At 55.1% G+C, this 21,788-nt stretch carries 19 protein-coding genes and 1 pseudogene; 9 read left to right on the top strand and 11 right to left on the bottom strand.

Going from position 1 to position 21,788, the window contains the following annotated elements:
* Positions 1 to 2 precede the first annotated feature (2 nt).
* From C0557_RS12375 to ydcK, 5 genes are all read right to left on the bottom strand, one after another.
* Entirely contained in the window at positions 3 to 542 is a 540-nt protein-coding gene (locus C0557_RS12375) for a cytochrome b (protein ID WP_208658661.1), read from the bottom strand.
* Complete coding sequence (locus C0557_RS12370; RefSeq protein WP_208658660.1) at positions 542 to 1,594, bottom strand: catalase family peroxidase; 1,053 nt, start codon at positions 1,592 to 1,594, stop codon at positions 542 to 544. The genes C0557_RS12375 and C0557_RS12370 overlap by 1 nt, the downstream gene beginning before the upstream one ends.
* A gap of 106 nt (positions 1,595 to 1,700) precedes the next feature.
* Positions 1,701 to 2,459 (bottom strand): SDR family oxidoreductase, encoded by a 759-nt coding sequence (locus C0557_RS12365; RefSeq protein ID WP_208658659.1) that lies wholly within the window; start codon positions 2,457 to 2,459, stop codon positions 1,701 to 1,703.
* A gap of 245 nt (positions 2,460 to 2,704) precedes the next feature.
* Positions 2,705 to 4,315, bottom strand: coding sequence for a glycoside hydrolase family 19 protein (locus C0557_RS12360; protein ID WP_208658658.1), 1,611 nt, complete (start codon positions 4,313 to 4,315; stop codon positions 2,705 to 2,707).
* A 228-nt stretch (positions 4,316 to 4,543) separates the two neighbouring features.
* A complete protein-coding gene (ydcK, locus tag C0557_RS12355) occupies positions 4,544 to 5,524 on the bottom strand; it encodes a YdcK family protein (RefSeq protein WP_208658657.1) in 981 nt (326 codons plus the stop codon).
* Between the two features lie 114 nt (positions 5,525 to 5,638).
* On the opposite strand from ydcK, the gene tehB reads away from it, so the two are divergent.
* The 3 genes from tehB to C0557_RS12340 all read left to right on the top strand — a co-directional run bounded on the left by tehB (position 5,639) and on the right by C0557_RS12340 (position 8,971).
* Complete coding sequence (tehB, locus tag C0557_RS12350; RefSeq protein WP_208658656.1) at positions 5,639 to 6,235, top strand: tellurite resistance methyltransferase TehB; 597 nt, start codon at positions 5,639 to 5,641, stop codon at positions 6,233 to 6,235.
* 143 nt (positions 6,236 to 6,378) lie between these two features.
* Entirely contained in the window at positions 6,379 to 7,899 is a 1,521-nt protein-coding gene (locus tag C0557_RS12345; protein ID WP_253073813.1) for a nucleoside hydrolase-like domain-containing protein, read from the top strand.
* Between the two features lie 52 nt (positions 7,900 to 7,951).
* Positions 7,952 to 8,971: a NagC family transcriptional regulator gene (locus C0557_RS12340; RefSeq protein WP_208658655.1), complete on the top strand. Its 1,020-nt coding sequence runs from the start codon at positions 7,952 to 7,954 to the stop codon at positions 8,969 to 8,971.
* Here C0557_RS12340 and pepT read toward each other — a convergent pair.
* The gene (gene pepT, locus C0557_RS12335) at positions 8,968 to 10,197 is read right to left on the bottom strand and encodes a peptidase T (RefSeq protein WP_208658654.1); all 1,230 of its coding nucleotides are present in this window, start codon (positions 10,195 to 10,197) and stop codon (positions 8,968 to 8,970) included. The genes C0557_RS12340 and pepT overlap by 4 nt on opposite strands.
* 106 nt (positions 10,198 to 10,303) lie before the next feature.
* Between pepT and C0557_RS12330 the strand changes: the two genes are divergently transcribed.
* Entirely contained in the window at positions 10,304 to 11,899 is a 1,596-nt protein-coding gene (locus tag C0557_RS12330; RefSeq protein ID WP_208658653.1) for an ABC transporter substrate-binding protein, read from the top strand.
* A 225-nt stretch (positions 11,900 to 12,124) separates the two neighbouring features.
* Here C0557_RS12330 and C0557_RS12325 read toward each other — a convergent pair whose 3' ends face one another.
* The gene (locus C0557_RS12325) at positions 12,125 to 12,553 is read right to left on the bottom strand and encodes a hypothetical protein (RefSeq protein WP_208658652.1); all 429 of its coding nucleotides are present in this window, start codon (positions 12,551 to 12,553) and stop codon (positions 12,125 to 12,127) included.
* 207 nt (positions 12,554 to 12,760) lie between these two features.
* Here C0557_RS12325 and C0557_RS12320 point away from each other — a divergent pair, with 207 nt between their 5' ends.
* Positions 12,761 to 13,432, top strand: a complete 672-nt coding sequence (locus C0557_RS12320; protein WP_208658651.1) for a DUF3313 domain-containing protein — start codon at positions 12,761 to 12,763, stop codon at positions 13,430 to 13,432.
* 228 nt (positions 13,433 to 13,660) lie between these two features.
* Positions 13,661 to 14,322: pseudogene (locus tag C0557_RS27660) on the top strand (DUF2931 family protein).
* 106 nt (positions 14,323 to 14,428) lie between these two features.
* Here C0557_RS27660 and C0557_RS12310 read toward each other — a convergent pair.
* A complete protein-coding gene (locus C0557_RS12310) occupies positions 14,429 to 15,343 on the bottom strand; it encodes a DMT family transporter (RefSeq protein WP_208658650.1) in 915 nt (304 codons plus the stop codon).
* A 173-nt stretch (positions 15,344 to 15,516) separates the two neighbouring features.
* Between C0557_RS12310 and C0557_RS12305 the strand changes: the two genes are divergently transcribed.
* Entirely contained in the window at positions 15,517 to 16,392 is an 876-nt protein-coding gene (locus C0557_RS12305; RefSeq protein ID WP_074776530.1) for an AraC family transcriptional regulator, read from the top strand.
* Here the strand turns inward: C0557_RS12305 and C0557_RS12300 are convergent.
* Complete coding sequence (locus C0557_RS12300; protein ID WP_208658649.1) at positions 16,369 to 17,553, bottom strand: benzoate/H(+) symporter BenE family transporter; 1,185 nt, start codon at positions 17,551 to 17,553, stop codon at positions 16,369 to 16,371. The two genes, C0557_RS12305 and C0557_RS12300, sit on opposite strands and share 24 nt — an antisense overlap.
* Before the next feature lie 76 nt (positions 17,554 to 17,629).
* Here C0557_RS12300 and C0557_RS12295 point away from each other — a divergent pair, with 76 nt between their 5' ends.
* Together C0557_RS12295 and C0557_RS12290 are read left to right on the top strand one after the other, a co-directional pair.
* A complete protein-coding gene (locus C0557_RS12295) occupies positions 17,630 to 18,223 on the top strand; it encodes a helix-turn-helix domain-containing protein (RefSeq protein ID WP_074776528.1) in 594 nt (197 codons plus the stop codon).
* Positions 18,224 to 18,440: 217 nt separating this feature from the next.
* A complete protein-coding gene (locus C0557_RS12290) occupies positions 18,441 to 20,399 on the top strand; it encodes a U32 family peptidase (RefSeq protein WP_208658648.1) in 1,959 nt (652 codons plus the stop codon).
* A 30-nt stretch (positions 20,400 to 20,429) separates the two neighbouring features.
* Here C0557_RS12290 and C0557_RS12285 read toward each other — a convergent pair whose 3' ends face one another.
* Both C0557_RS12285 and C0557_RS12280 read right to left on the bottom strand, forming a co-directional pair.
* Positions 20,430 to 20,684, bottom strand: a complete 255-nt coding sequence (locus C0557_RS12285) for a hypothetical protein (protein WP_208658647.1) — start codon at positions 20,682 to 20,684, stop codon at positions 20,430 to 20,432.
* A 70-nt stretch (positions 20,685 to 20,754) separates the two neighbouring features.
* On the bottom strand, positions 20,755 to 21,717 hold the full coding sequence (locus C0557_RS12280) for a LysR family transcriptional regulator (RefSeq protein WP_208658646.1): 963 nt from the start codon (positions 21,715 to 21,717) through the stop codon (positions 20,755 to 20,757).
* Between the last annotated feature and the right edge of the window lie 71 nt (positions 21,718 to 21,788).

The raw sequence follows: 21,788 nt of genomic DNA, 5'->3' as shown, positions 1-21,788 counted from the left end.
CTTTATCGCTTGCGGGTTCCGGACATACTTTCAAATACCCCGTCACGCAGTATCAACGCGTGTAATAAGGCGGCGGCCAGATGCAGCATCACCGTAATAAATAGCGCCAGCGCCACCACAGAATGCAGCGGACGCAGGATCGCGTACCAGTCATTATTTACCGGCAGAATGGGCGGTAAAACGAAGCCTGAACCTAATGATACAGGGTAGCCTGCCGCCGACAGCATTGCCCAGCCGATCAGCGGTTGCGCCAGCATCATCCCATAGAGCGCCCAGTGCGAGAGGTGCGCCATTGCGCGCTGCCAGGCAGGCAGCGAAGCCGGTAACGCTGGTGTGGCAGTATAAAACCGCAGCCACAAACGCACGATCACCAGCACGAGAATCATCATACCCAGCGGTTTATGAATCGACACCAGCAAACTGTGCAGCGACGAGATGGTGGAGACCATCAGCACGCCAATAAACAGCATGGCGATGATCGCCGCCGCCATCAGCCAGTGCAGGACGCGCAGCGCCGGGTGGAAATAAGCAACCTGTTTCATCAGTGGGCTCCTGTCTGTGCGGCTTGTTCGCGGGTGCGCGCGTTGTACGATTTGGCGTAGGCCGCCGAACGCGCATTCAGTAACGGATCGTCAGAGGCGGCGATGCCATCAGGCAGGATCAGCGGATCATAATTGATGTCATTGCACGGACCTTGTTGCTGGGCAATGGCCTGGCTCAGCTCCAGTGTTCCGGCATTGATGGTCTGGCGATCGGCGGGCCAGACTTGCGATGCGCGGCTGCCGTCATCGCCTTTCCCGGCCACGGTGATCAGCAGATCCCACTGCAATGGCCCTTGTGCCAGGCGCTGCTGGATATCCTTTTGCAGAAAATCGTTATCGTTTTTCTGCGCGGCGCCGATCGGCTGATAAGCGGTGTGCGGCACCACGCTCCAGCGCACCAGATGCGACGCGCCAGAGTTGTCGATAAAGCGGAAAGCATTCAGGCTGTTAAAGCGATCGCTCGCCCAGCTTGAGGAGGGGACGTTCTGCTTTGCCCACGCCAGAAACGGCATAATCTCGGGGTTTTTCTGCACAAACGCTTTGAACTTTTCCGGATTCGGTTTACCGGTTGCCGGGTCCGGTAGCGAAGCGACTTGTAGCTCATAAAACTGTTCTACCGTCGAAACCGGGAAAAATGGCATGGCGTTCATTCCGCTGCGCCACTGTTCACCGTTTGCCAGTTGAAAGGCCAGCGCCAGGCTACGAACCGGCACGGCGTAATCCGGTGCGGAGGGATTCCCGCCAGCAATGGCAAAACGTCCGGTTACCGGTGTTTCTCCCGGCGCAAATACCGACGCCCGTGAAAGTGCGCTGGCATTGCCGTTAGAGATAAAACGCCCGATCACACAAATGCCTTTGGCATGATTGCGGCGAAACCCCGGATGCTCGCCACCGGCTTGTTGCAATACGCCGACCAGCTTGTCGGAGGTTAGCCGCTGCGGCGACAACCAGCCGCCGCCCCATAAAAACAGTACGATCAACAGCAGTGGAACCAGTGCAATGACGGCAAGGCGCGTGATTAACTGGCGTGGAGTAAAGGGAGTCTGGGTCATTTTTCGCTCATCCTGCTAACAATGAGCAGATAAGACGAACAGGCGGGAGGTTTATTCCCGCCTGGTGAAAAAAAAGTTTAGTCAGCGAAAAATTGCCGAAAAGGGGTTAAGCGTCGGGGTTCATGGCCTGAAAAATTTGCGCAAAAGTTCCCTCTCTTTCCGCCCGGCGCCGGGGTTTATCGCGCTCAAGCAGGATCTCGCCGTCCGGATGCGCCTGCTGCTCAAGAAGCTGCATCACTTCATTGATATAGTCTGCCAGCGGCATGGCGCGCGGATCGGTGGCCTGCTCGCGACCGGTTAACGTCGTCTGCACATAGGGCGGGGAGAGTTCAAGAACCTCCAGCGGAATGGGCTTAAGCTGATGGCGCAGGCAGAGCAGCCAGGTGTGCAAAAAGGCCTTACTGGCGCAGTAGGTCGGGAAATCAGCGCGCGGTACGAAAGCCAGTGCAGAACTGGTTGCCATCAATGTTGCCTGTGGCTGCTGTTTGATTATGGGGAGCAGCGCCGCCGTTGTACGGATCACGCCCATAATGTTGGTATCGACGATCTGCTGCGCCACATCCGCGCTCCAGCTATCGTGCGTGAAATCCTCCGTCTGCGAGATCCCGGCATTGGCGATCAGCACATTCAGCCCGGGGAAGTGCGCCCTGACATACTGCGTCAGGGCGGCAAGCTGAGCGTCATTGCCAACATCCAGGCAAAACCCGGCCATGCCGGGGTTCTCAAGCAGCATCTCATCAATCAGCGTCTGGCGACGCCCGGTGATAATCACCTGATTGCCCCGTTGATGGAACGCTTGCGCCAGCGCACGGCCAATGCCGCGAGTGCCGCCGGTGATCAGCATGGTATTGCCGTTAATTTTCACAGAATATCCTCTCCAGCCATTAATAACGGAAAGGCGACGACAGCCACAACGGGCTAAGGGGAAAAGTTGTCGAGTGCCGCGCCATAGTGGCCCCTGTTTTCTCTGCTGAGACCCTGGGAACCCGGGCGCGTTGGATGACGGTAACGCCTACGGCACTGGAAGAAATGCCCGCTGAGTATAAACAGCACTTTTGCAGCGGGCAAGAGGAGCGTGCCAGGCAGATTCACCGCCTGGCACAGAGAGGATTACTTGATCACGATATCCGGGAAGCTGGCTTTAACACAGCGGGTGTAGTCGCCTTTGACCAACGCGCTGAAGTCATTTTCCTGCCAGTTAACCAGTTTACAGGCGTAGGATTTACCGCCCGGGTTGCTGGCGACATAGCTGTCATCTTTCACCCAGAACAGATTCAGCGCCGCAGAGCCGGTTTCAGTGAACTGCTTCATACCTTTACAGCCCAGTACTTCATTTGCCGGTACCGGTACGCCCAGTTGTTTGGCGAATTCCTGGTAGTAGCTGATGCGGTTTAACGACTGTGCAATCTCGGTGCTGCCGCCGCACTCAACGCCGCCGTTGATGATCTGCGTCGTCACGCCGAAACCCGGTACCAGACCGTTGGCTTTATCGGCATCGTTCGGCTGCCAGCTACCATCGATAACCGCCTGCATGCTCGGTTTTGGCGGCTGCGGCTGGACGTAGAAGAAGATGGCGCTTGCCAGGTTCAGCCAGGTATCAGCGACCAGTTGCGGCTGTTTCAGCAGAACATTGACGTCGCCATACATCGCCTGGGAGAACTGACCATAGTTGAAGTTGTAGCTCAACTGCTTGGCGCCGCGGCCAAAGTAGCTCAGCTTGTTGCCGTTTGCGTCTTCCGCGCAAGGCCAGGCTTTTCCCTGCCAGGTTGTCGGATCGCAGGTTGCGCCGGTGTACTGATCATAAGAGCCTTCGGACATGCCCATCTCACGAACCCAGTGCAGACCCTGCTGCCACTGCGCCACGTTGCTTTGCGCCGCGTGTTCACCGGTTTCCTGTACGAAGTGGGCGAACATGGTGGCCAGCGTTTTTTTACAGATGGCATCTGCATCTTTGCCATCGGTTTGATCGCCGCAGAGCACAGGGAATTTACCTACCGCTTTCAGGAAGTTATCGTAGGTATAAGCCGGATCGCGATGCGGGAAGAACACTTCCCATTTTTCAGCGGTGATCAACTGCTCTACGCGTTTTACGTTCGCCGGGTTTGTGGCCGCACCTGGCTGAATTTTTTCAACCAGCGCGTTGTCCAGCGTCTTCAGCGCATCTTTTACCGCGACCAGTTGCGGGAAATCGGTCAGTTCCGCTTCCTTCGCGTCCAGATCGGCCTGCGAGACTTCTAAACCCGCTTCCGGCGTACCGTTCAGCAGAGACCAGGCGCTTTCCCACGCCCAGCCTGTACCCGGCATGTAAACCTCAGAGCTGCTGCTGCACCAGTTAGCGACATTACAGACATAATCTTTACCTGCGTTGCTGACGATATCGCCCTGCTTATACGCGTGACCGGCCTGGAAAGGAGGGTACTCAGACGGCGTCGGATCCGGCTGCGGTTCTGGATCCGGCTCAGGTTCCGGCTCTGGATCGGTGCCAGTGGATTCGCCAATTTTTTTCCAGACGTTTTCCCAGGTATTCTGCACGGACGGGCTCGGTTTCTCGCCCGGGTTGGCATACCATTGTGCTTCATAATCTATTTTATTATCGGTAACTTTTTCACCGCCCATATAAGCTTTACTGATGTCATATTGCGGATAAGCAAATGCATTACAGGAAACAATAATTCCAGTAGCAATAAGCGATAAAGCAAACTTTCCCTTAAAAAGATTCATTAGAATCACTCCATGATTTTGAAATGCCAACGGTTTTAAAAATAAAAATAAGTAAAGGCAATGCGAAATGTCATCGTTTTTCCGCGACGAATTTCAGCAAAATAAACGGCGGGTTCATTAGATGTAGATCAATTTTTATTTCGTGGGGGAATTTTCATTACACTTCATGGATAATTCTTTTCCCGCCGGGAAATTATCTTTCCAGCGGGAATAATGGCGGGGGAATATTTATATCGCGCCAGCCAGCGGCGTGCGAGTAATACGCTGATCGCTATTGATGACTTTCGGGCCGCGCAGCAGAATATTTTCGCCCTCCAGCGCTTCGACAACCGCATCGTCGCTCAGCGTCACCTGATGCTCGATCAGCACATTTCCGTGAATGCGCGCGTTGCCCTGAACCACAATCTTTTCATCGAGTTGCAATGGACCACCGCTCAACCGCGCATTGCCGCCAACCAGCACATGGTGTTTGAGCACGCAATTGCCTTCTACCACGGCGTTTTCCGCCACCTGCGAGCTGTAGCGTAACGTCGGGATCTCATCGTCTCCGGCGCCCGCGATCACTTTTGCATTACCGTAAACTTTGGCGCAGTCACACACCCAGACGTCGTTCAGTTCATTCCCTTCAAGCAGGGCAAAATCGAAAATTTCCGCCCGATGTTCAATAAAGGCGTAATTCACGATAGCGTCGCCATAGATTTGTGCTTGATGCACCACGCGCGAGTGGCTAACGGTGGCCCGGTCGTAAATTTGCAGGATCTGCTCGCGTTCCGGCGTTAACCCTTTGGCGGCAAAAATATTGCAACCGTGCAGAATGCGCGCATTGCCGCGCAAACGGCACTCGCCGCGCACGGTCGAAAACTGTACGGTGACGCTGTCACTTAATTCGGCGCCGTGGCTGATTTCACAGCCGTCTACCCAGGCGTTATCTTTGATCACCACCTCATGGCAGATCACGCAGGGCTGCGTTATCCGCGCGTTGCCACTGATGCGGCTACCGAGAAAAACCATGCTGTTTTCATCATAAATCCAGCAGTTTCCTTGCTGATCGACGACATTTTCCTTATCGACCCAGCCGCCATAACTGCCCGCGGTGACGTCATTAAAATCACACAGCGCAATAATCTGGCGCAGCGCGACCGTTTTTTTCTCGCCGCCAATCTGATAACTAAATGTGCGCGACTCATCACTGAGACGATATTTATTCATGCTACGTATCTCCCGTCAGCCTGAGTTAAACGTAGCAAATTTTCTGCTGCTGGCTATCGGCGGATGAAATTCATAAAATGCATGCCAAATGCACATTAAAGGTACTGACTGATCATGACGACCCGCCCTGAAAACTACTTTACGGAAAAATATGAACTCACCGCGACGCACTCCGAAGTGCTGAACGCCCTGAAATACATCCAGCCGGGGAAGGCGCTGGATCTCGGCTGTGGCAATGGCCGCAACAGCCTGTGGCTGGCAAGCCAGGGTTTTGAGGTGACAGCCTGGGATAAAAACCCGAACAGCCTTAATAACCTGAAAGCGATTCGCGATGCCGAAGGGCTGGAAAATCTGCACATTGATGCGGCGGATTTAAACACCCTGCAATTCGACGGTGAATACGATTTTATCCTCTCGACCGTGGTGCTGATGTTCCTCGAAGCGCAAACCATTCCCGGGCTTATCAATAATATGCAGCGCTGCACCAAAGCCGGCGGTTATAACCTGATTGTGGCGGCGATGGATACGGCGGATTTCCCGTGCACGGTCGGTTTCCCGTTTGCCTTTAAAGAGGGTGAACTGCGCGAATACTACGCCGGTTGGGAGCTGCTGAAATACAACGAAGAGGTCGGTGAACTGCACCGCACCGACGCCAACGGCAACCGCATTAAACTGCGTTTCGCCACCATGCTGGCGCGCAAACCTGCCTGATCCCGTCCTGCTCGCGGGCAATCTCTGCCCGCGTCATCCGATTTTTTATCTGCGTCACAAAATCGCCGTTCTTTTTTTACTTTGTTTCCTTGGTTAACTATGTTGGTGACACTTTCGCGATGGCATAAACAGGAGAAGTTAAGGTGTTAAACAACATAACAAAAAGTCTTTTACTGGCGCTGGCTGGCGCGATGGCGCTCCCGGCGCAGGCGGAAACCAGCATCGCGCAGATGGCCGGAAAAGTGCTGCCGTACCAGCAAAAACCGCGTGTCTTTGTGCTGACGGATATTGGCAACGAGCCGGACGATCAGATGTCGCTGACGCGTTTCTTACTCTATTCCAACGAGATGAACGTAGAAGGCCTGGTGGCCACCACATCCACCTGGCAGCGGGAAAAAGTGCATACCGACATGATCGATCTGGTGCTTGGCCATTACGGCGAAGTGCAGCCGAATTTGCTGAAACATGCCGCCGGATTCCCGACCGCTAAACAGCTTGAGCAGGTGGTCGCGCCGGGGCTGGCAGCGTATGGCATGGCGGCAACCGGTGAGGGGAAAAACACGGCGGGTTCCGATCTGCTGGTGCAGGCCATTGAGAAAAGCACCGACGCCAATCGTCCGCTCTATATCACGTTGTGGGGCGGCGCGAATACGCTGGCGCAGGCACTGAAAGATTTGTCCAAAAAGCAACCGGCTGACAAAGTGCAGGCGCTGACGCGTAACCTGGTGGTCTATTCCATTTCCGATCAGGATGATGCCGGTTTCTGGGTGCGCGAACACTACCCGGAAATCACCTACATTGTCGATCCCTCCAGCCAGAACGGCGAAGATTACGCCCGCGCCACCTGGACCGGCATCAGCGGTGACAAATATTACCGCAACGCGCCGGGCGCGGATTTTACTACCGTCTCCCAGCACTGGCTGGATCAGAACATCCGTAACCAGGGGCCGATGGGCAAAGGCTACCTGCAATATCTGTTCATTATGGAAGGCGATACACCTTCGTATCTGGGGCTTATTCGCAATGGCCTGAACAGCGAGCGCAACCCCGGCTGGGGCGGCTGGGGCGGGCGCTACATCGTGCGTCAGCCGCAGCATGAACCGCATCCGATCTGGAGCAACGGCGGAGATTTCTACCCTGGCAACCCGAATGCGGCGGATACGGTAACCGGCGTGGACGGTAAACAGTACACCTCAAACCAGGCCACGGTCTGGCGCTGGCGCGAAGCCTTCCAGCACGATTTCGCCGCGCGTATGGCGTGGAGCATCAAAGATTTCGCCGCCGCTAACCATAATCCGCAGGTGGTGGTGAACGGTGAGGACGGCCAGCAGGCCATTTTCCTGACGGCGAAACCCGGCGATGTGCTGACGCTCGATGCCGCTGGCAGCAAAGATCCGGATGGCGACAAACTCAGCTACCGCTGGTTCCTCTACCCGGAAGCAGGCTCGGCCAGCGCGCAGCCGGTGGCGGTGAGTGATGTGCAGGGGCGTCGCGGCGAAGATAATCTCAACGCGCCGGCGGTGCTGACACTGGCGGACGGTAACAAGCCACGCGTGGCAGTGAAAGCGCAGCGGGCAGGGACTGAACACCTGATCCTCGCGGTGACCGATAACGGGAAACCGTCGCTGACCTCTTACCGCCGTATCATTGTTTCCGTAAAATAACGCCTTAATTAGCCGGGTGGCGTGTGGCTACCCGGCACGGAGGCGAAACGGCGTGGATTACAAACAGCAGATCCTCAATATACTGCACAGCGAAAGCGAATCACGGGCGGAGATGACCCGGCGGCTTGGCGTAACCAAAGCGTACATCACCAAACTGACTGCTCCGTTGCTGGAAGCGCAGTGGATTGAAGAGCGGGAAATCAAAGATGCAACGTTTGGCCGCCCGCAACAGCTTCTGGCGGTAAAACCCGGCCGCGCGTTCAGCGTCAATATTATGCTGCGCAAAGGCAGTTTTCAGGGCACGCTCAACGACTACAACACCCAGCTTGAACACTGCGCGGTGTACGATTTCACCCTGCCGGATCTGATGACGCCGGATGAGTTGGTGGGTTTTCTGGCGCAGGGCGTCCGGGCGTTGTGCAAGGTTGCACAAATTCCGCGGACGGCGCTGAAAGTGGTGAGCGTGGCATTGCAGGGTGGCATTGAGCATTTCACCGGTGTGGTGCGTTACTGCCCGCTGTTCGCAGATAACAATATCAATCTGATGGCGATGCTGGAGACGCAGCTCGGCATTACCACCCGCATTTACAATATCGCCCACTGCACTAACTATCTGCTGGCGAAACGCGCGCCGGGGCAGTCATATGTCGCGTTTATGCCCGGTTTTGGTAGCCTCGGTTATGGTTACTGCACCAACGGCGTTCTGGGGCTTGGTGAAAACGGCTTCTACCCGGAAATTGTCCATTTACCCTATGAAGGCGGGCTGGAACCGGCTTTTAACGTGCGGGAAAACGATAAAGCCGCCACCGTGCTGAGTACCGCCAAAGCCCTCTGTTTTGCCATTTGCTGCACCGCGCCGATCCATAATATTCGCCAGGTGATCGCCACCGGCGAGCTGTTCGAGGATTACGGCGACGACGTGCTGCCGCTGGCGCAAAACATGCTGGATGAGAACCCCAACCAGCATATTCGTGAGATCCGTATTCGCCATGCCAAAGTTGGCCAGCACTACGGTGTGAAAGGGCTGGTGCAGCTCAGTTCGGACACCATCACTGAGCTGCTGGTGCGTTAACGCGCTGCCAGCAGGCAGAGCTGCAATGCGACGTTGTACGAGGCTTCAAACGCTTTCAGCGGCAGAAATTCGAAGCGCGAGTGGAAGTTGTGCGCACCGGTAAAGAAGTTCGGCGTCAGCAAACCTTTGGCCGACAGCGCTGCGCCATCGGTGCCGCCGCGCATTGGTGTCGGTTTCGGCGTAATGCCCAGCGATTCCATCGCTTCAAACATCAAATCGATCGCCCGGCGATCTTCGCCGATAGCGTTACTGATATTGCTGTAGGTATCGCTGACGCTGTATTCCACTTTGGCGGTGGGGTATTGTGCGGCGATTTTGGCGGCAACGTCGGCGATCTGCTGTTTACGGCGGGCAAAACTTTCACTGTCGAAATCACGAATGCTGGCGCTCAGCTCGGCGTGCCCTTGTACCGCATTGATACCGTTAAACCAGACATAACCTTCGCGGCCAGCGGTGTGTTCCGGCGTTTGTTGGCGGTCAAAGTGGCTGATGTAATCCATCGCCATCAGCAGCGGGTTAACCAGTACGCCTTTCGCCGACATCGGGTGCGCGGTCACCCCGGTAAAACGGATCTGCGCGCTGGCGGCGTTAAAGTTTTCATAGACGATCTCGCCCAGCTCGCAGCAGTCGATGGTCCAGGCAAAATCAACGTCAAAACGGGTTAAATCCAGCGCTTTCGCCCCGCGCAGCCCGACTTCTTCATCCGGCACAAAAGCCACCACAATATCGCCGTGGCGATGTTCGGCGGTGAGGTTTTCCAGCAGGGTCATGACGACGGTTACTGCCGCTTTGTTATCTGCGCCAAGCACGCTGGTGCCGTCGCTGAAAATAATCTCTTCATTGGGATAAGCCAGAATTTCCGGGTGCTCCGCCACGCGCAGCCAGATATTTTCGCGGGCATTCAGGCAGAGATCTTCACCTTCAAAATGCAGGATCTGCGGATGAATATGTGGCGACAAACCGACATCAACGGTATCAATATGCGTAATAAAACCGATGCGCGGTGCGCCCGGCACATTGCCTTTTTTCACGGCGGTCACGGTCGCGTGGTCATCAATCACAATCTCATCCAGCCCCAATGTTTTCAGCTCATTCGCCAGTTCGCGTGCCATATCAAACTGCCCGACGGTGGTCGGCAGTGTTGTCGCAGTGGCATCGCTCTGGCTGGTGATCGTGAGGTAACGAAAGAAGCGATGAGTTAATTGACTGGCGAGAGACGACGGCATAGTGATTCCTTCTTTATTTGAATTATCAGGTGTTTGCAAATTCACTTTAATGTTATTTATGAAAGGGCAAACAACAAGCATTTAAAAGAAAACAACAGGAAAAACTATGATAAGCAAACCGACAACACTTGCTCTGGCATTGGCTTCGCTTGTAGTCAGTTCTTCTGTCGCCGCTAAGACTCTGGTCTATTGTTCAGAGGGATCGCCAGAGAACTTCAACCCGCAACTTTACACCTCCGGCACCAGCGTGGATGCCAGCGCCGTACCGGTTTACAACCGGCTGGTGGATTTTAAAGTCGGCACCACCGAGTTGCAGCCGAGCCTTGCCGAAAGCTGGGACGTGAGCGAGGACGGTAAGGTTTATACCTTCCACCTGCGCAAAGGGGTGAAGTTCCAGAGCAATAAATACTTCACGCCGACGCGCGATTTTAATGCCGACGATGTGATCTTCTCGTTTATGCGGCAAAAAGATGCCAATAACCCGTACCACAACGTCTCTAACGGCACCTATTCCAACTTTGAAAGCCTGGAATTCGGTTCGCTGATCACCGCCATCGATAAACTCGATGACCATACCGTACGCTTTACGCTAGCGCGCCCGGAAGCACCGTTTGTTGCCGATCTGGGCTGGTATTTTGCTTCGATTCTTTCCGCCGAATATGCTGATGCGATGCTGAAAGCCGGCACCCCGGAGCGGGTGGATACGGACCCGATCGGCACCGGGCCGTACCGTCTGGCGCAGTATCAGAAAGATTCGCGCATTCTGTTCACCGCGTTTGATAACTACTGGCAGGGCAAAGCGAAAATCGACCGCCTGGTGTTCAGCATCACTCCGGATGCCTCAGTGCGCCTGGCAAAACTGGAGAAAAACGAGTGTCAGGTGATGCCGTTTCCCAATCCGGCGGATCTGCCGCGTCTGAAAGAGAATAAAGATATCACCCTGTTAAGCAAAGCCGGGCTTAACACCGGTTTCCTCGCCTTTAACACGCAAAAAGCGCCGCTGGATAATGTCAAAGTGCGCCAGGCGCTGGCGATGGCCATCAATAAACCGGCCATCATTCAGGCGGTCTTCCAGGGCACTGGCACCGCTGCGAAAAACCTGCTGCCGCCGGGCGTGTGGAGCGCCGATAGCGAACTGAAAGATTACGATTACGATCCGGAAAAAGCGAAAGCGCTGCTGAAAGAGGTCGGGCTACCGGCTGGCACCACCATTGATTTGTGGGCGATGCCGGTTCAGCGTCCCTATAACCCGAACGCCAAACGTATGGCGGAGATGATTCAGGCGGACTGGGCGAAAGTGGGCGTGCAGGCGAAAATCGTCACCTATGAGTGGGGCGAATACCTGAAACGCGTGAAGGGCGGCGAACATCAGGCGGCGCTGATGGGCTGGACGACGGCCACCGGCGACCCGGATAACTTCTTCGGCCCGCTGTTTACCTGTACCTCGGCCAATGGCGGCTCCAATTCGGCGAAATGGTGCTACAAACCGTTTGATAACCTGATCGCCGAAGCGAAAGCCACTACCGATCACGAGAAACGCGTGGCGCTTTACAAACAGGCACAGCAGATGATGCATGACCAGATGCCTGCGGTGATGATTGCCCACTCAACGATTTTCGAACCGGTACGTAAAGAGGTGCAGGGCTATGAAATCGATCCGTTTGGCAAACATATTTTCTGGCAGGTGGATCTGAAAAAATAAGCGTTTGCCGCCTGGTTAAGACAGGCGGCAATAAATGAAGTGTCCAAATATCGTCTTAAAACCTTTAGCGCTTTTAGCCTGGGCATACAATATGTTCCGTTTCGCATCTCTAAAGGTGCCAAATCCAGCGAAAGGATCGGTCAATTTACAGGCTATACGCTCCATGCGTAATCCACATTTTTGATCCTGAAGCGGAATAAGGGGCGGAACAATCCCGCCCGGTGGTTACTGGATATCGTACGCCAGCCGCATCGTTACAGGCTTTCCTTCGTCCTGCCAGGTTGCGGTGGGGTCAAGAGAGTAGACGCGACCACGGTAGGAAATGCGCAAGTAATCGTGTTCTGAGGTAATTGACGTGATTTCACCGGTTCCCTCCATGAATGGCCACTGGTCATGCAGTAGCTTAACCGCGTCGTTAGGGTTATCAGGCTGTCTGGCCGACAGGTCATACCTGATAACCGTTGGCACCGTGGCATTGCCTGTTCTGTTTTGCGTTGCGTAGAGCCACAAACCAGGCTGGACTTGCCTCGCCGACAGGAATTCGTCACCAGTTTTGCGATCGCCTCCGCGCATCCATACGAACCCGACCACGACGACGAGCAGAATGATGGTCACGAGTGCGTGCGCACCTCTAAAAACCGTGCTGGCGCGCATACCTGATTCCCTCCCTTATCGCTCTTTATCTGTCGTTGTTCCCTCGCCAGACAGAAAATCACAGGCAGCACAGTGGGTCAATTGAGCACAAGCAATGGATTATCTTCAGCGGGCAATTTTTTGATCTCGCGCGGTTTTTTGCCCCGCCGGACTGTGAATGCATTTGCTATAACTTAATGGCGATCGTGCACTCACAGGGAATTTCTTATGCGTAATCATGCGTTGGTTAGCGTTGCCTTATTGACCGGTCTGCTGGCGTTATCTGGCTGTGCCTCAAAAGTGACCGCGCCGGAAAAATACTCCGGCTTTTTGAAAGATTATTCTGGCTTGCAGGAAACCACTTCAGCAACCGGCAAACCGGTGCTGCGCTGGGTGGCGCCGGGATTTGACCCGGCAAAATATGACAGCATTGTTTATCACCCGGTAACCTATTATCCGGTAGCCAAACCCACCAACCAGGTGAATCAGCAGGTGCTGGATGGCGTACTCAATTACACCAACAGCAAACTGAAAGCCGCTGCCGCAGCGCGCAAACCGCTGGTCACTTCGCCGGGAGCGCACAGCCTGATCTTCCGCGGCGCGATCACCGGCGTTGACGCCAGCAAACAGGGGTTGCAGTTCTATGAAGTGATCCCGGTGGCGATGGTGGTTGCGGGCACGCAGATGGCAACCGGCCACCGCACCATGAATACGTATCTCTACTTTGAAGGCGAGCTGATTGACGCCCAAACCAATGCGACAGTGTTGAAAGTCGTGCGCAAAGGCGAGGGCAAAGATGTGAGCAATGAAAAGGCGCAGGTCACCGTCGACTCCCTGAAACAGGTGATTGACGATATGGCGACCGACGCCACGATGTTTGATATAAGCTCAACCAAATAAAGATAACATATTGTAAATTAATAAAAATTTTGAAGTGAGCTGACATCAACTGGCTGCAAAGGGCGATACCCCCTTTCAGCCAGTTTTTTATTGTTTAGCCAGATAAGTTTTTTACCTCTGCATGTCGTCATATACAGTACCGGTCAGACCGGCGAAGCTGGTGACGTTCACTAACCGCCCGGATGAACGCTGGCAGCAGACTGTTTACGATATGGAAGGAAATAAAATATGGAAATAATCCGCACGGCAGGGCTGCTTTCACTCCTGGTTCTGACTGCCTGTCACAGTGCAGGCCGGACCGGTTCCTCAGCAGTTAAAAACGGTGCGCCCACAGAGTGGACTTTTGATTTTTTCACCCCCAAAGCACTGCCCGCTCTGGTGACGTTTGCCGTTGTTCAGGATGCTGATGGGACGATTTATCGTTTTAATACGCTCAACAGTACCCCCGACATGCCTGGCGTTATCGGCAGTGGAATGACAAAGATCGAACTGCTGGTGGTTACTGGAATCACGTTAACCGTCCTCCCCGGCATATTATTTTTTGCTGGGACTCAGTGATCGATAAAAAGGTCTATGAGACCCATCTGACGATCCCTAAACCGGTCCTCGAAAAAATGCTCAGGCCGAGCGAGTATAAGGATTATAAAGGGGATACGGCATATTACGACAGAGTGCAGCTCGGGCTGGCACCGGGAGGGAAAATAGCCGTCTGGCTACAGGGAAGCGGTTCTGAGTCGAATTACCGCGTCACGCCGTCAGTTCTGTATACGCTGTCCGGGGATAAACTGGATATCTGTAAGGGGATAACGAAAAGCGATTTTTCTTATGGGTATGACAAAGATACAGAGGATTTTATTAAAGGGAAAAAATACCCCTATGGCCGCTGGTAACTAATGCAGATAACCCCAGGGATCGCATTAAGCTCCCTGGGGCATCGCCGTTATTTTTTAAGCGGATGAACGGTCGATATTTTCCGATTCCAAATCGGGGCCAATATCAGCAAACGTTAGCTTTACGCCGCAAACCGCGTCCGCCCAGCCAGTTTTCCGGGCGGGCAAACATCACCAGATTGCCGGTGAGGATCAGCAGTAAACCGGCAATCGCATTCAGATGCCAGACGTAGCCCTCGTAAAAGGTTGAAATGCTCAGCGCAACCAGCGGAAACAGCAAGGTGCTGTACGCCGCTTTGCTCGGACCAATGCGGCCAACCAGCGTAAAATACGCGCCAAAGCCGATCACCGAACCGAACAGCGCCAGATAGACCAGCGCGCCGAGATAGCTTGTCGTCCACTGCGGCGTAAAATCGTCGCCGCGCAGCAGGCCAATTGCGCCCATAATCAGCGTGCCGTACAGCATCGCCCAGCTATTGGTGGTCAGGGTTTCCAGCCCTTTACGCTGATGGCGCAGGCTTATCATATTGCCAAACGAAAAGCCCAGCGTCCCCAGCGCCGACAGACCAATGCCCAGCAGCAGCGTGCTGCTCCAGCCGCTGGTGACCAGATCTTCCCAGAACAGCGTCACAATACCGGTTAACCCCAGCGCAGCAGCAACAAAGAAGCGTGCTGGCGGTTTTTGCCCGAAGAACAGGTAGCTGTTGACGGCATTAAACAGCACCGCCATCGAAAAGATCACCGATTCCAGCCCGGTGTTAATCCACGCGGCGGCGGTATAAAAACACCAGAAGTTAAAGCCGAAGACACAACTGCCTTGCAGCAGACAAAACAGGTGATCGCGCAGGGGTAAACCACGCAGTTTGCGCCGAACCAGCAGCACCAGCATGATTGCCACCGTTGCCAGCGCAAAACGCCAAAAAATCGACACCGGCGCGGGCACCGGGCCTTGTTGCAGAAAAATCGCAATCCACGTAGTTCCCCAAATAACCACCACCAGACCGTACAGCAATGCGTTCATAGTCATTTCCGATGCGAAAAACGAACCCTGAGTGTGGCAAAACGCGGGCAGGGGCGATTGCACGGGGTTGCGCTGGACTTGCATATTCTTGCGCTTTTCTTCACACAACGCTGGAATCCGGCTTCAGCTATTCATAGACTGGGGTTCTGGTTGATCAATGATAATTTCCGCGAATGTCTGACCACTACGAAGCCTTTGAAAATCTGAGCAAACACAACACCGTATTGCACAATTCGGTGGCGCTTCACTCTGGCATTCAACTGGCCGTCTGGTCGAACAAACGCGACAACATTACGCAGTACTGCAACCATCATACGCTGAGCCTGTACGTGGCCGATGGCTACGAGAGTTACCACAAAACCGCCTATGGCTGGAAAAACGGCGGCGGGCCGGATCGTTTTTGTCTGATGCCGAAAGAGAGCGAATCGGTGTGGGACATTCGCGATGATTTGACCTTCGTCCACCTTTATTGCACCGATGAGCATCTGCGGGACGTCGGGGAGCGGGTCTGGGATCGCAGCCCGGCCGCGTTCACCCTCGATGAGAAAACCTTCTCGCAGGATGCGCGCATCACCGCGCTTTATCGCCAGTTTCTGCTGGATTGCGACTGGCAGCAAAATGCCAACCAGCTTACGCTGAGCACCGCTTCAACACTGCTGCTGACGCATCTGGTGCAACACTACAGCAATGTGCAGTGGCAATTGCCCGTGGTGAACGGCGGTCTGGCACCGGTGGCGCTGCGTAATGTGCTGGATTATATCGAAGCGCATCTGGCGCAGGCGTTGTTGCTCTCAGATCTGGCCGCGCAGGTTGCGCTCAGTGAATATCACTTTGCCCGCATGTTTCGCCAGTCGATGGGCGTTGCGCCGCACCAGTTTGTGATGCAGCGCCGGATGGTAAGGGCGAACGATCTGTTGCTCAACAGCACACTTCCTCTGACCGATATCGCTCTGGCCTGCGGTTTTAGTTCCGCCAGCCACTTCAGCAACCGCTTTAAAGCCGCAAAAGGGCTGACGCCGTCACAGCTACGCGCGGCGCGCCAGCGTTAATGCGCCGTAGCAGATGCCACCTGCCACTAATCCCCAGAATGCCGAACCAATGCCCAGCAGCGTGACGCCGCTGGCGGTGACCAGGAAGGTGACAATGGCCGCATCGCGATCCGTCTCCTTAACCAGCGCCTGATGCAGGCTACCGCTGATAGTGCCCAGTAGCGCCAGACCGGCGAGCGTCTGGATCCAGCTCAACGGCAGGGCGGCCAGCAACCCGGTGATCGATCCGCCAAATATTCCCGCCAACAGATAAAACAGGCCAGCCGCCGCTGCGGCCATCCAGCGTTTGCTGGCGTCCGGGTGCGCATCCGGGCTTTGGCAAATGGCTGCCGTAATTGCCGCAATACAGATCGAATAGACGCCAAACGGCGAAAACAGCAGCGCCAGCGCGCCGGTGAAAATAATCAGCGGTGAAACCGGAATGGTGTAACCGGAAGCCTGCATCGTGGCGAAGCCGGGCGCGTTTTGCGAGGCCATAGTCACCAGAAAAAAGGGAATGCCGATGCTGATAAGCGATGTCCAGCGAAACTCCGGCGCGGTGTAAACCGGAGCGACGACGGAAAAGGCCAGTCGATCCGTGACAACGTCACCATGCAAAACGGCGACCAGCGCGCCAATAATTAATGTTGCAACAATAGCATAGCGCGGGGCGAGGGCTTTACAGACCAGCCAGGCCAGTAGCATACTGCCGCACAACGCAAAATGGCCCTCAATATTGGTGAAGGCTTGCAAGCCAAAACGCAGCAGAATACCGGCCAGCATCGCGGCCGCCAGCGTGTGCGGAATGATTTTCATCAGCCGGGCGAATAACCCGGTGACGCCGCACAACACGATGAGCGCGTTGGCAAAGATAAAGATACCAACCGCTTCACCAGGCGTTGCGCCTTGCAGGCTGGTCGCCAGCAGCGCCGCGCCGGGAGTGGACCAGGCAGTGAGCACCGGCATGTGATACCAGAGCGTCAACGCCAGCGTGCTGATGCCCATGCCGAAGCCAAGCGCAGTCATCCATCCGGCGATTTGCGCCGGGCTCGCGCCGGTAGCGGAGGCGGCCTGCCAGATAATAGCGGCAGAGCTGGCGTAGCCGACCAGCACGGCGACGAAGCCCGCCAGAATGCTGGTAAACGGCAGCGAAGAGGTTGTGGAAAACGTGGCAAGACGCATTGGCGTTCCTTGTGCGTTATAGCATTCGAATAATTTAGCATCGTGCGCTATAGCGTACAAGTAAGCAGGAGGAATAATGGATCTCACCGTTTATCTGGCAACTATGCTGAAAAGCCTGCGTCAGGGCCGCGGCTGGAGCCTTTCCCGGCTGGCAGAGGAGACGGGCGTTTCCAAAGCGATGCTCGGGCAGATAGAACGCAACGAATCCAGTCCGACCGTGTCGACGTTATGGAAAATCGCCACCGGCCTGAATGTTCCTTTCTCCACCTTTATTGCGCCGCCGGAAGAGGAAACGCCGCGGGCGTACGATCCACAGCAGCAGGCGATGGTGATCACGCCGATTTTCCCGTGGGATGAGAAACTGCACTTTGATCTCTTCTCGATTAATCTCGCGCCTGGCGCTATCAGCGAATCCACGCCGCACGAAGCCGGGGTTATCGAGCATGTGATTGTGATTAGCGGCGTGCTGGATATGTGCATAGACGGGCAGTGGCGAAGCGTTGTGGCGGGCTGCGGTCTGCGTTTTGCCGGGGATGAAGCGCACGCCTACCGCAACAGCACGGCGCAAACCACGCACTTCCACTCGCTTATCCATTACCCAAAAGAAAAAGCCGCAGGCAAGCCTGCGGCAAAAACGACGACGATTAACGAATCAGACAACCTTGAATAATTCGGGGTGCAGTTCCTGCAACCTGAAGTATGTCGGGTTAACAACGTGACGAGGAATGTCCGAGCCACTACCTTACTGTTAAGCGGAACGCAGCGGAAATAGCAATTTCGACATTGCATTATCACCTGGCGCAAATTCCTCCTGTGGCAGGTGGTGAAACGCCCCGGTTGTGACTACAATAGCCGCCATTTTGTACATAATGGATAACGACGATTGTATGCGCCTGCAACCCCATCATCTTGAACTGTTAAGCCCGGCCCGCGATGCCGCCATTGCCCGTGAGGCTATCCTGCACGGTGCGGACGCCGTCTACATCGGCGGGCCGGGTTTTGGCGCTCGCCACAATGCCGGTAACAGCCTGCAGGATATCGCCGAACTGGTGCCGTTCGCCCATCGCTACGGCGCGAAAGTGTTTATCACTCTGAACACCATTCTTCACGATGATGAACTGGAACCGGCGCAGCGCCTGATAGGCGATCTCTACCAGGCGGGCGTTGATGCGCTGATTGTGCAGGATATGGGCATTCTTGAGCTGGATATTCCACCGATTGAGCTACACGCCAGCACCCAGTGCGATATCCGCAGCGTGGAAAAAGCCAAATTCCTTTCTGATGTGGGTTTCAGCCAGATCGTTCTGGCGCGCGAACTCAACCTTGAGCAGATCCGCGCCATTCACAACGCGACAGATGCCACCATCGAGTTCTTTATTCACGGCGCGCTGTGCGTGGCCTATTCCGGGCAGTGCAACATTTCCCATGCGCAAACCGGGCGCAGCGCCAACCGTGGCGATTGCTCGCAGGCCTGCCGTCTGCCGTACACCCTGAAAGACGATCAGGGGCGCGTGGTAGCCTATGAAAAACACCTGCTGTCGATGAAAGATAATGACCAGACCGCCAACCTGGCGGCGTTGATCGACGCGGGCGTGCGCTCCTTCAAGATTGAAGGGCGCTACAAAGACATGAGCTACGTGAAGAATATCACCGCGCATTATCGCCAGATGCTCGATGCAATCATTGAAGATCGCGGCGACCTCGCGCGCGCCTCCGCCGGGCGTACCGAGCACTTCTTTATTCCCTCGACGGACAAAACGTTCCATCGCGGCAGCACCGACTACTTTGTTAATGCGCGCAAAGGCGATATCGGCGCCTTCGATTCACCGAAATTTATCGGCCTGCCGGTCGGTGAAGTGTTGAAAGTGGGCAAAGATCATCTCGATGTTGAAGTCACCGAGCCGCTGGCGAACGGTGATGGCCTGAACGTGCTGGTGAAACGTGAAGTGGTCGGTTTTCGCGTCAACGTGGCCGAGAAAACTGCGGAAAACCGCTACCGCGTGTTCCCGAACGAGATGCCGGACGTGCTGAAAACCCTGCGTCCGCATCACCCGCTGAACCGCAACCTCGATCACAACTGGCAGCAGGCGTTGCTGAAAACCTCCAGCGAGCGGCGGATCGCGGTGGACATTGAGCTGGGCGGCTGGCAGGAGCAACTGGTGTTAACGCTGACCAGCGAAGATGGCGTGTCGGTAACGCATACGCTGGAAGGGCAGTTCGACGAAGCCAACAACGCGCAAAAAGCGCTGGATAACCTGAAAGACGGCCTGATGAAGCTGGGGCAAACCCGCTACTACGCCAAAGGGGTTCAGGTGAATCTGCCGGGTGCGCTGTTTGTGCCCAACAGCCAGCTTAACCAGTTGCGCCGTGAAGCGGTGGAGATGCTGGAAGAGGCGCGTCTGGCTAACTACCAGCGCGGCAGCCGTAAAGCAGTCGCCACGCCGCCGCCGGTCTACCCGGAAACGCATCTTTCATTCCTTGCTAACGTTTATAACCATAAAGCGCGTGAATTTTATCATCGCTACGGCGTACAGCTGATCGATGCCGCGTTTGAAGCGCACGAAGAGAAGGGTGACGTACCGGTGATGATCACCAAGCACTGCCTGCGTTTTGCCTTCAACCTGTGCCCGAAACAGGCGAAAGGCAATATCAAAAGCTGGCGCGCCACGCCGATGCAACTGGTGCACGGCGATGAAGTGCTGACGCTGAAATTTGATTGCCGTCCGTGCGAAATGCACGTGATCGGGAAGATTAAAAACCACATCCTGAAGATGCCGCTCTCCGGCAGCGTGGTGGCGTCCATCAGCCCGGATGATTTGCTGAAGACGTTACCGAAAAACCGATAGCAAAACGGGTGGCTTAGCCACCCGTTTTTTTTAGCGGTTATCTTCCGGCAGCGGCGGTTTTTTACCGTGATCGTCTTTGTGCTTGTCGTTATGTTTTTCATCATGGCGCGGCGCTTTATCGCCCTTGTGTTTCGGCGGCGGCGCTTCGCGCGACGGCCTCTTATCACCTTTATGGTGTTCGCCGGTCGGGTATTGATCCTGCGGTACCGGCGGACGATCGTCAGCAAATACCATTGAAGAGAAGCTCACGGCCAGAATGGCAGACATCAGTGCAATCTTTTTCATATTACTTCCTTACACGCGCTATTGCGTGGCGCTGATTTCACGCCAAAAAAGTGAAGATTTTATGGAGCCGTTAACCTTCTGGAATATTCCTGGAAGATGACGGCAGATAGCGCCAGTAAGGCGGTGAACCGAAACTCGCCAGTAAGAAATCGATCACCACGCGGGTATTGAGCGACGGGTATTTCCCGCCCGGATAGAGCAACCACAGCGATTGCGCTTCGGCAGAATAGGTTGGCGCAAATTCTGGTAGTAAATCGACCAGTTCACCGCGATTCAGCATCTCACCTATCTGCCAGTCCGGGTAAAGCAGTATTCCTGCGTCATTTCTTGCCGCCTGGAGTAACAATTCGGCATTGTCAGAAACAATTTTTGCCTGCGGGAAAAACTGATACTGCCGATCGCCCTGCTGAAAACGCCAGCGCTGCAACCCGGTTTTTCCGCGATAAGCCAGCAACTGATGATGTTGTAGCGCTTCCGGCGATTCCGGTCGTCCGTGACGGCGAAGATAGGCGGGTGTTGCCACCAGATGACAGCGCTGGCTGGCGATCAAGCGGCCATGCAGTTCTGAATCTTTCAGCGAGGCGATGCGCAGCAGCAGATCCGTGCCATCGGCAAAGGGATCGATATAGTCATCATTCAGGTTCAGTTCGATGTACAGCGCCGGATAACGCGCACTCAGTTCGCTGATGCGCGGCCCGATATGCCTTAAACCGAAGGAGGTTGGGGCGTTAATGCGAATGCGACCGCCGGGTTCGTTGCGCCGTTCGCCTACCTGCGTTTGCGCATCGGCAAGCTGCTGGAGCATGACGCGAAAAGCCTCGGCATAGATATGACCGGCATCAGTGGCCGTCACCGCGCGGGTGTTGCGATACAACAGTTGCGTTTCCAGCGCCTGTTCCAGTTGCTGAACCACGCGGGAAAGCGACGAGGCGGCAAGCCCTTCGTTCCGCGCCACTTCGGACAAATTCCCTTCACGCACAATGGCAAGAAACAGGTGCATCGAACGGGCGCTAATCTGGCTGAGTGATTTCATCTTTGCATAATCCGCAATGGTCCATAGCGCATTGTAGTGTTTTTACGCACAGAGTTCATCGCTAACCTATG

Source organism: Kosakonia sp. MUSA4 (assembly GCF_013085925.1).
In the GTDB taxonomy this organism is placed as follows: domain Bacteria; phylum Pseudomonadota; class Gammaproteobacteria; order Enterobacterales; family Enterobacteriaceae; genus Kosakonia; species Kosakonia sacchari_B.
Note: the sequence above shows the minus strand (reverse complement) of the source record. Positions and strands in the feature narration are given on the sequence as shown.

Bases quoted from the DNA above. Each gene is read 5' to 3' on its own strand.
- C0557_RS12375 (WP_208658661.1), bottom strand. From the start codon at position 542: ATGAAACAGGTTGCTTATTTCCACCCGGCGCTGCGCGTCCTGCACTGG.
- C0557_RS12370 (WP_208658660.1), bottom strand. From the start codon at position 1,594: ATGACCCAGACTCCCTTTACTCCACGCCAGTTAATCACGCGCCTTGCC.
- C0557_RS12360 (WP_208658658.1), bottom strand. From the start codon at position 4,315: ATGAATCTTTTTAAGGGAAAGTTTGCTTTATCGCTTATTGCTACTGGA.
- ydcK (WP_208658657.1), bottom strand. From the start codon at position 5,524: ATGAATAAATATCGTCTCAGTGATGAGTCGCGCACATTTAGTTATCAG.
- tehB (WP_208658656.1), top strand. From the start codon at position 5,639: ATGACGACCCGCCCTGAAAACTACTTTACGGAAAAATATGAACTCACC.
- pepT (WP_208658654.1), bottom strand. From the start codon at position 10,197: ATGCCGTCGTCTCTCGCCAGTCAATTAACTCATCGCTTCTTTCGTTAC.
- C0557_RS12330 (WP_208658653.1), top strand. From the start codon at position 10,304: ATGATAAGCAAACCGACAACACTTGCTCTGGCATTGGCTTCGCTTGTA.
- C0557_RS12325 (WP_208658652.1), bottom strand. From the start codon at position 12,553: ATGCGCGCCAGCACGGTTTTTAGAGGTGCGCACGCACTCGTGACCATC.
- C0557_RS12320 (WP_208658651.1), top strand. From the start codon at position 12,761: ATGCGTAATCATGCGTTGGTTAGCGTTGCCTTATTGACCGGTCTGCTG.
- C0557_RS12310 (WP_208658650.1), bottom strand. From the start codon at position 15,343: ATGAACGCATTGCTGTACGGTCTGGTGGTGGTTATTTGGGGAACTACG.
- C0557_RS12305 (WP_074776530.1), top strand. From the start codon at position 15,517: ATGTCTGACCACTACGAAGCCTTTGAAAATCTGAGCAAACACAACACC.
- C0557_RS12300 (WP_208658649.1), bottom strand. From the start codon at position 17,553: ATGCGTCTTGCCACGTTTTCCACAACCTCTTCGCTGCCGTTTACCAGC.
- C0557_RS12295 (WP_074776528.1), top strand. From the start codon at position 17,630: ATGGATCTCACCGTTTATCTGGCAACTATGCTGAAAAGCCTGCGTCAG.
- C0557_RS12290 (WP_208658648.1), top strand. From the start codon at position 18,441: ATGCGCCTGCAACCCCATCATCTTGAACTGTTAAGCCCGGCCCGCGAT.
- C0557_RS12285 (WP_208658647.1), bottom strand. From the start codon at position 20,684: ATGAAAAAGATTGCACTGATGTCTGCCATTCTGGCCGTGAGCTTCTCT.
- C0557_RS12280 (WP_208658646.1), bottom strand. From the start codon at position 21,717: ATGAAATCACTCAGCCAGATTAGCGCCCGTTCGATGCACCTGTTTCTT.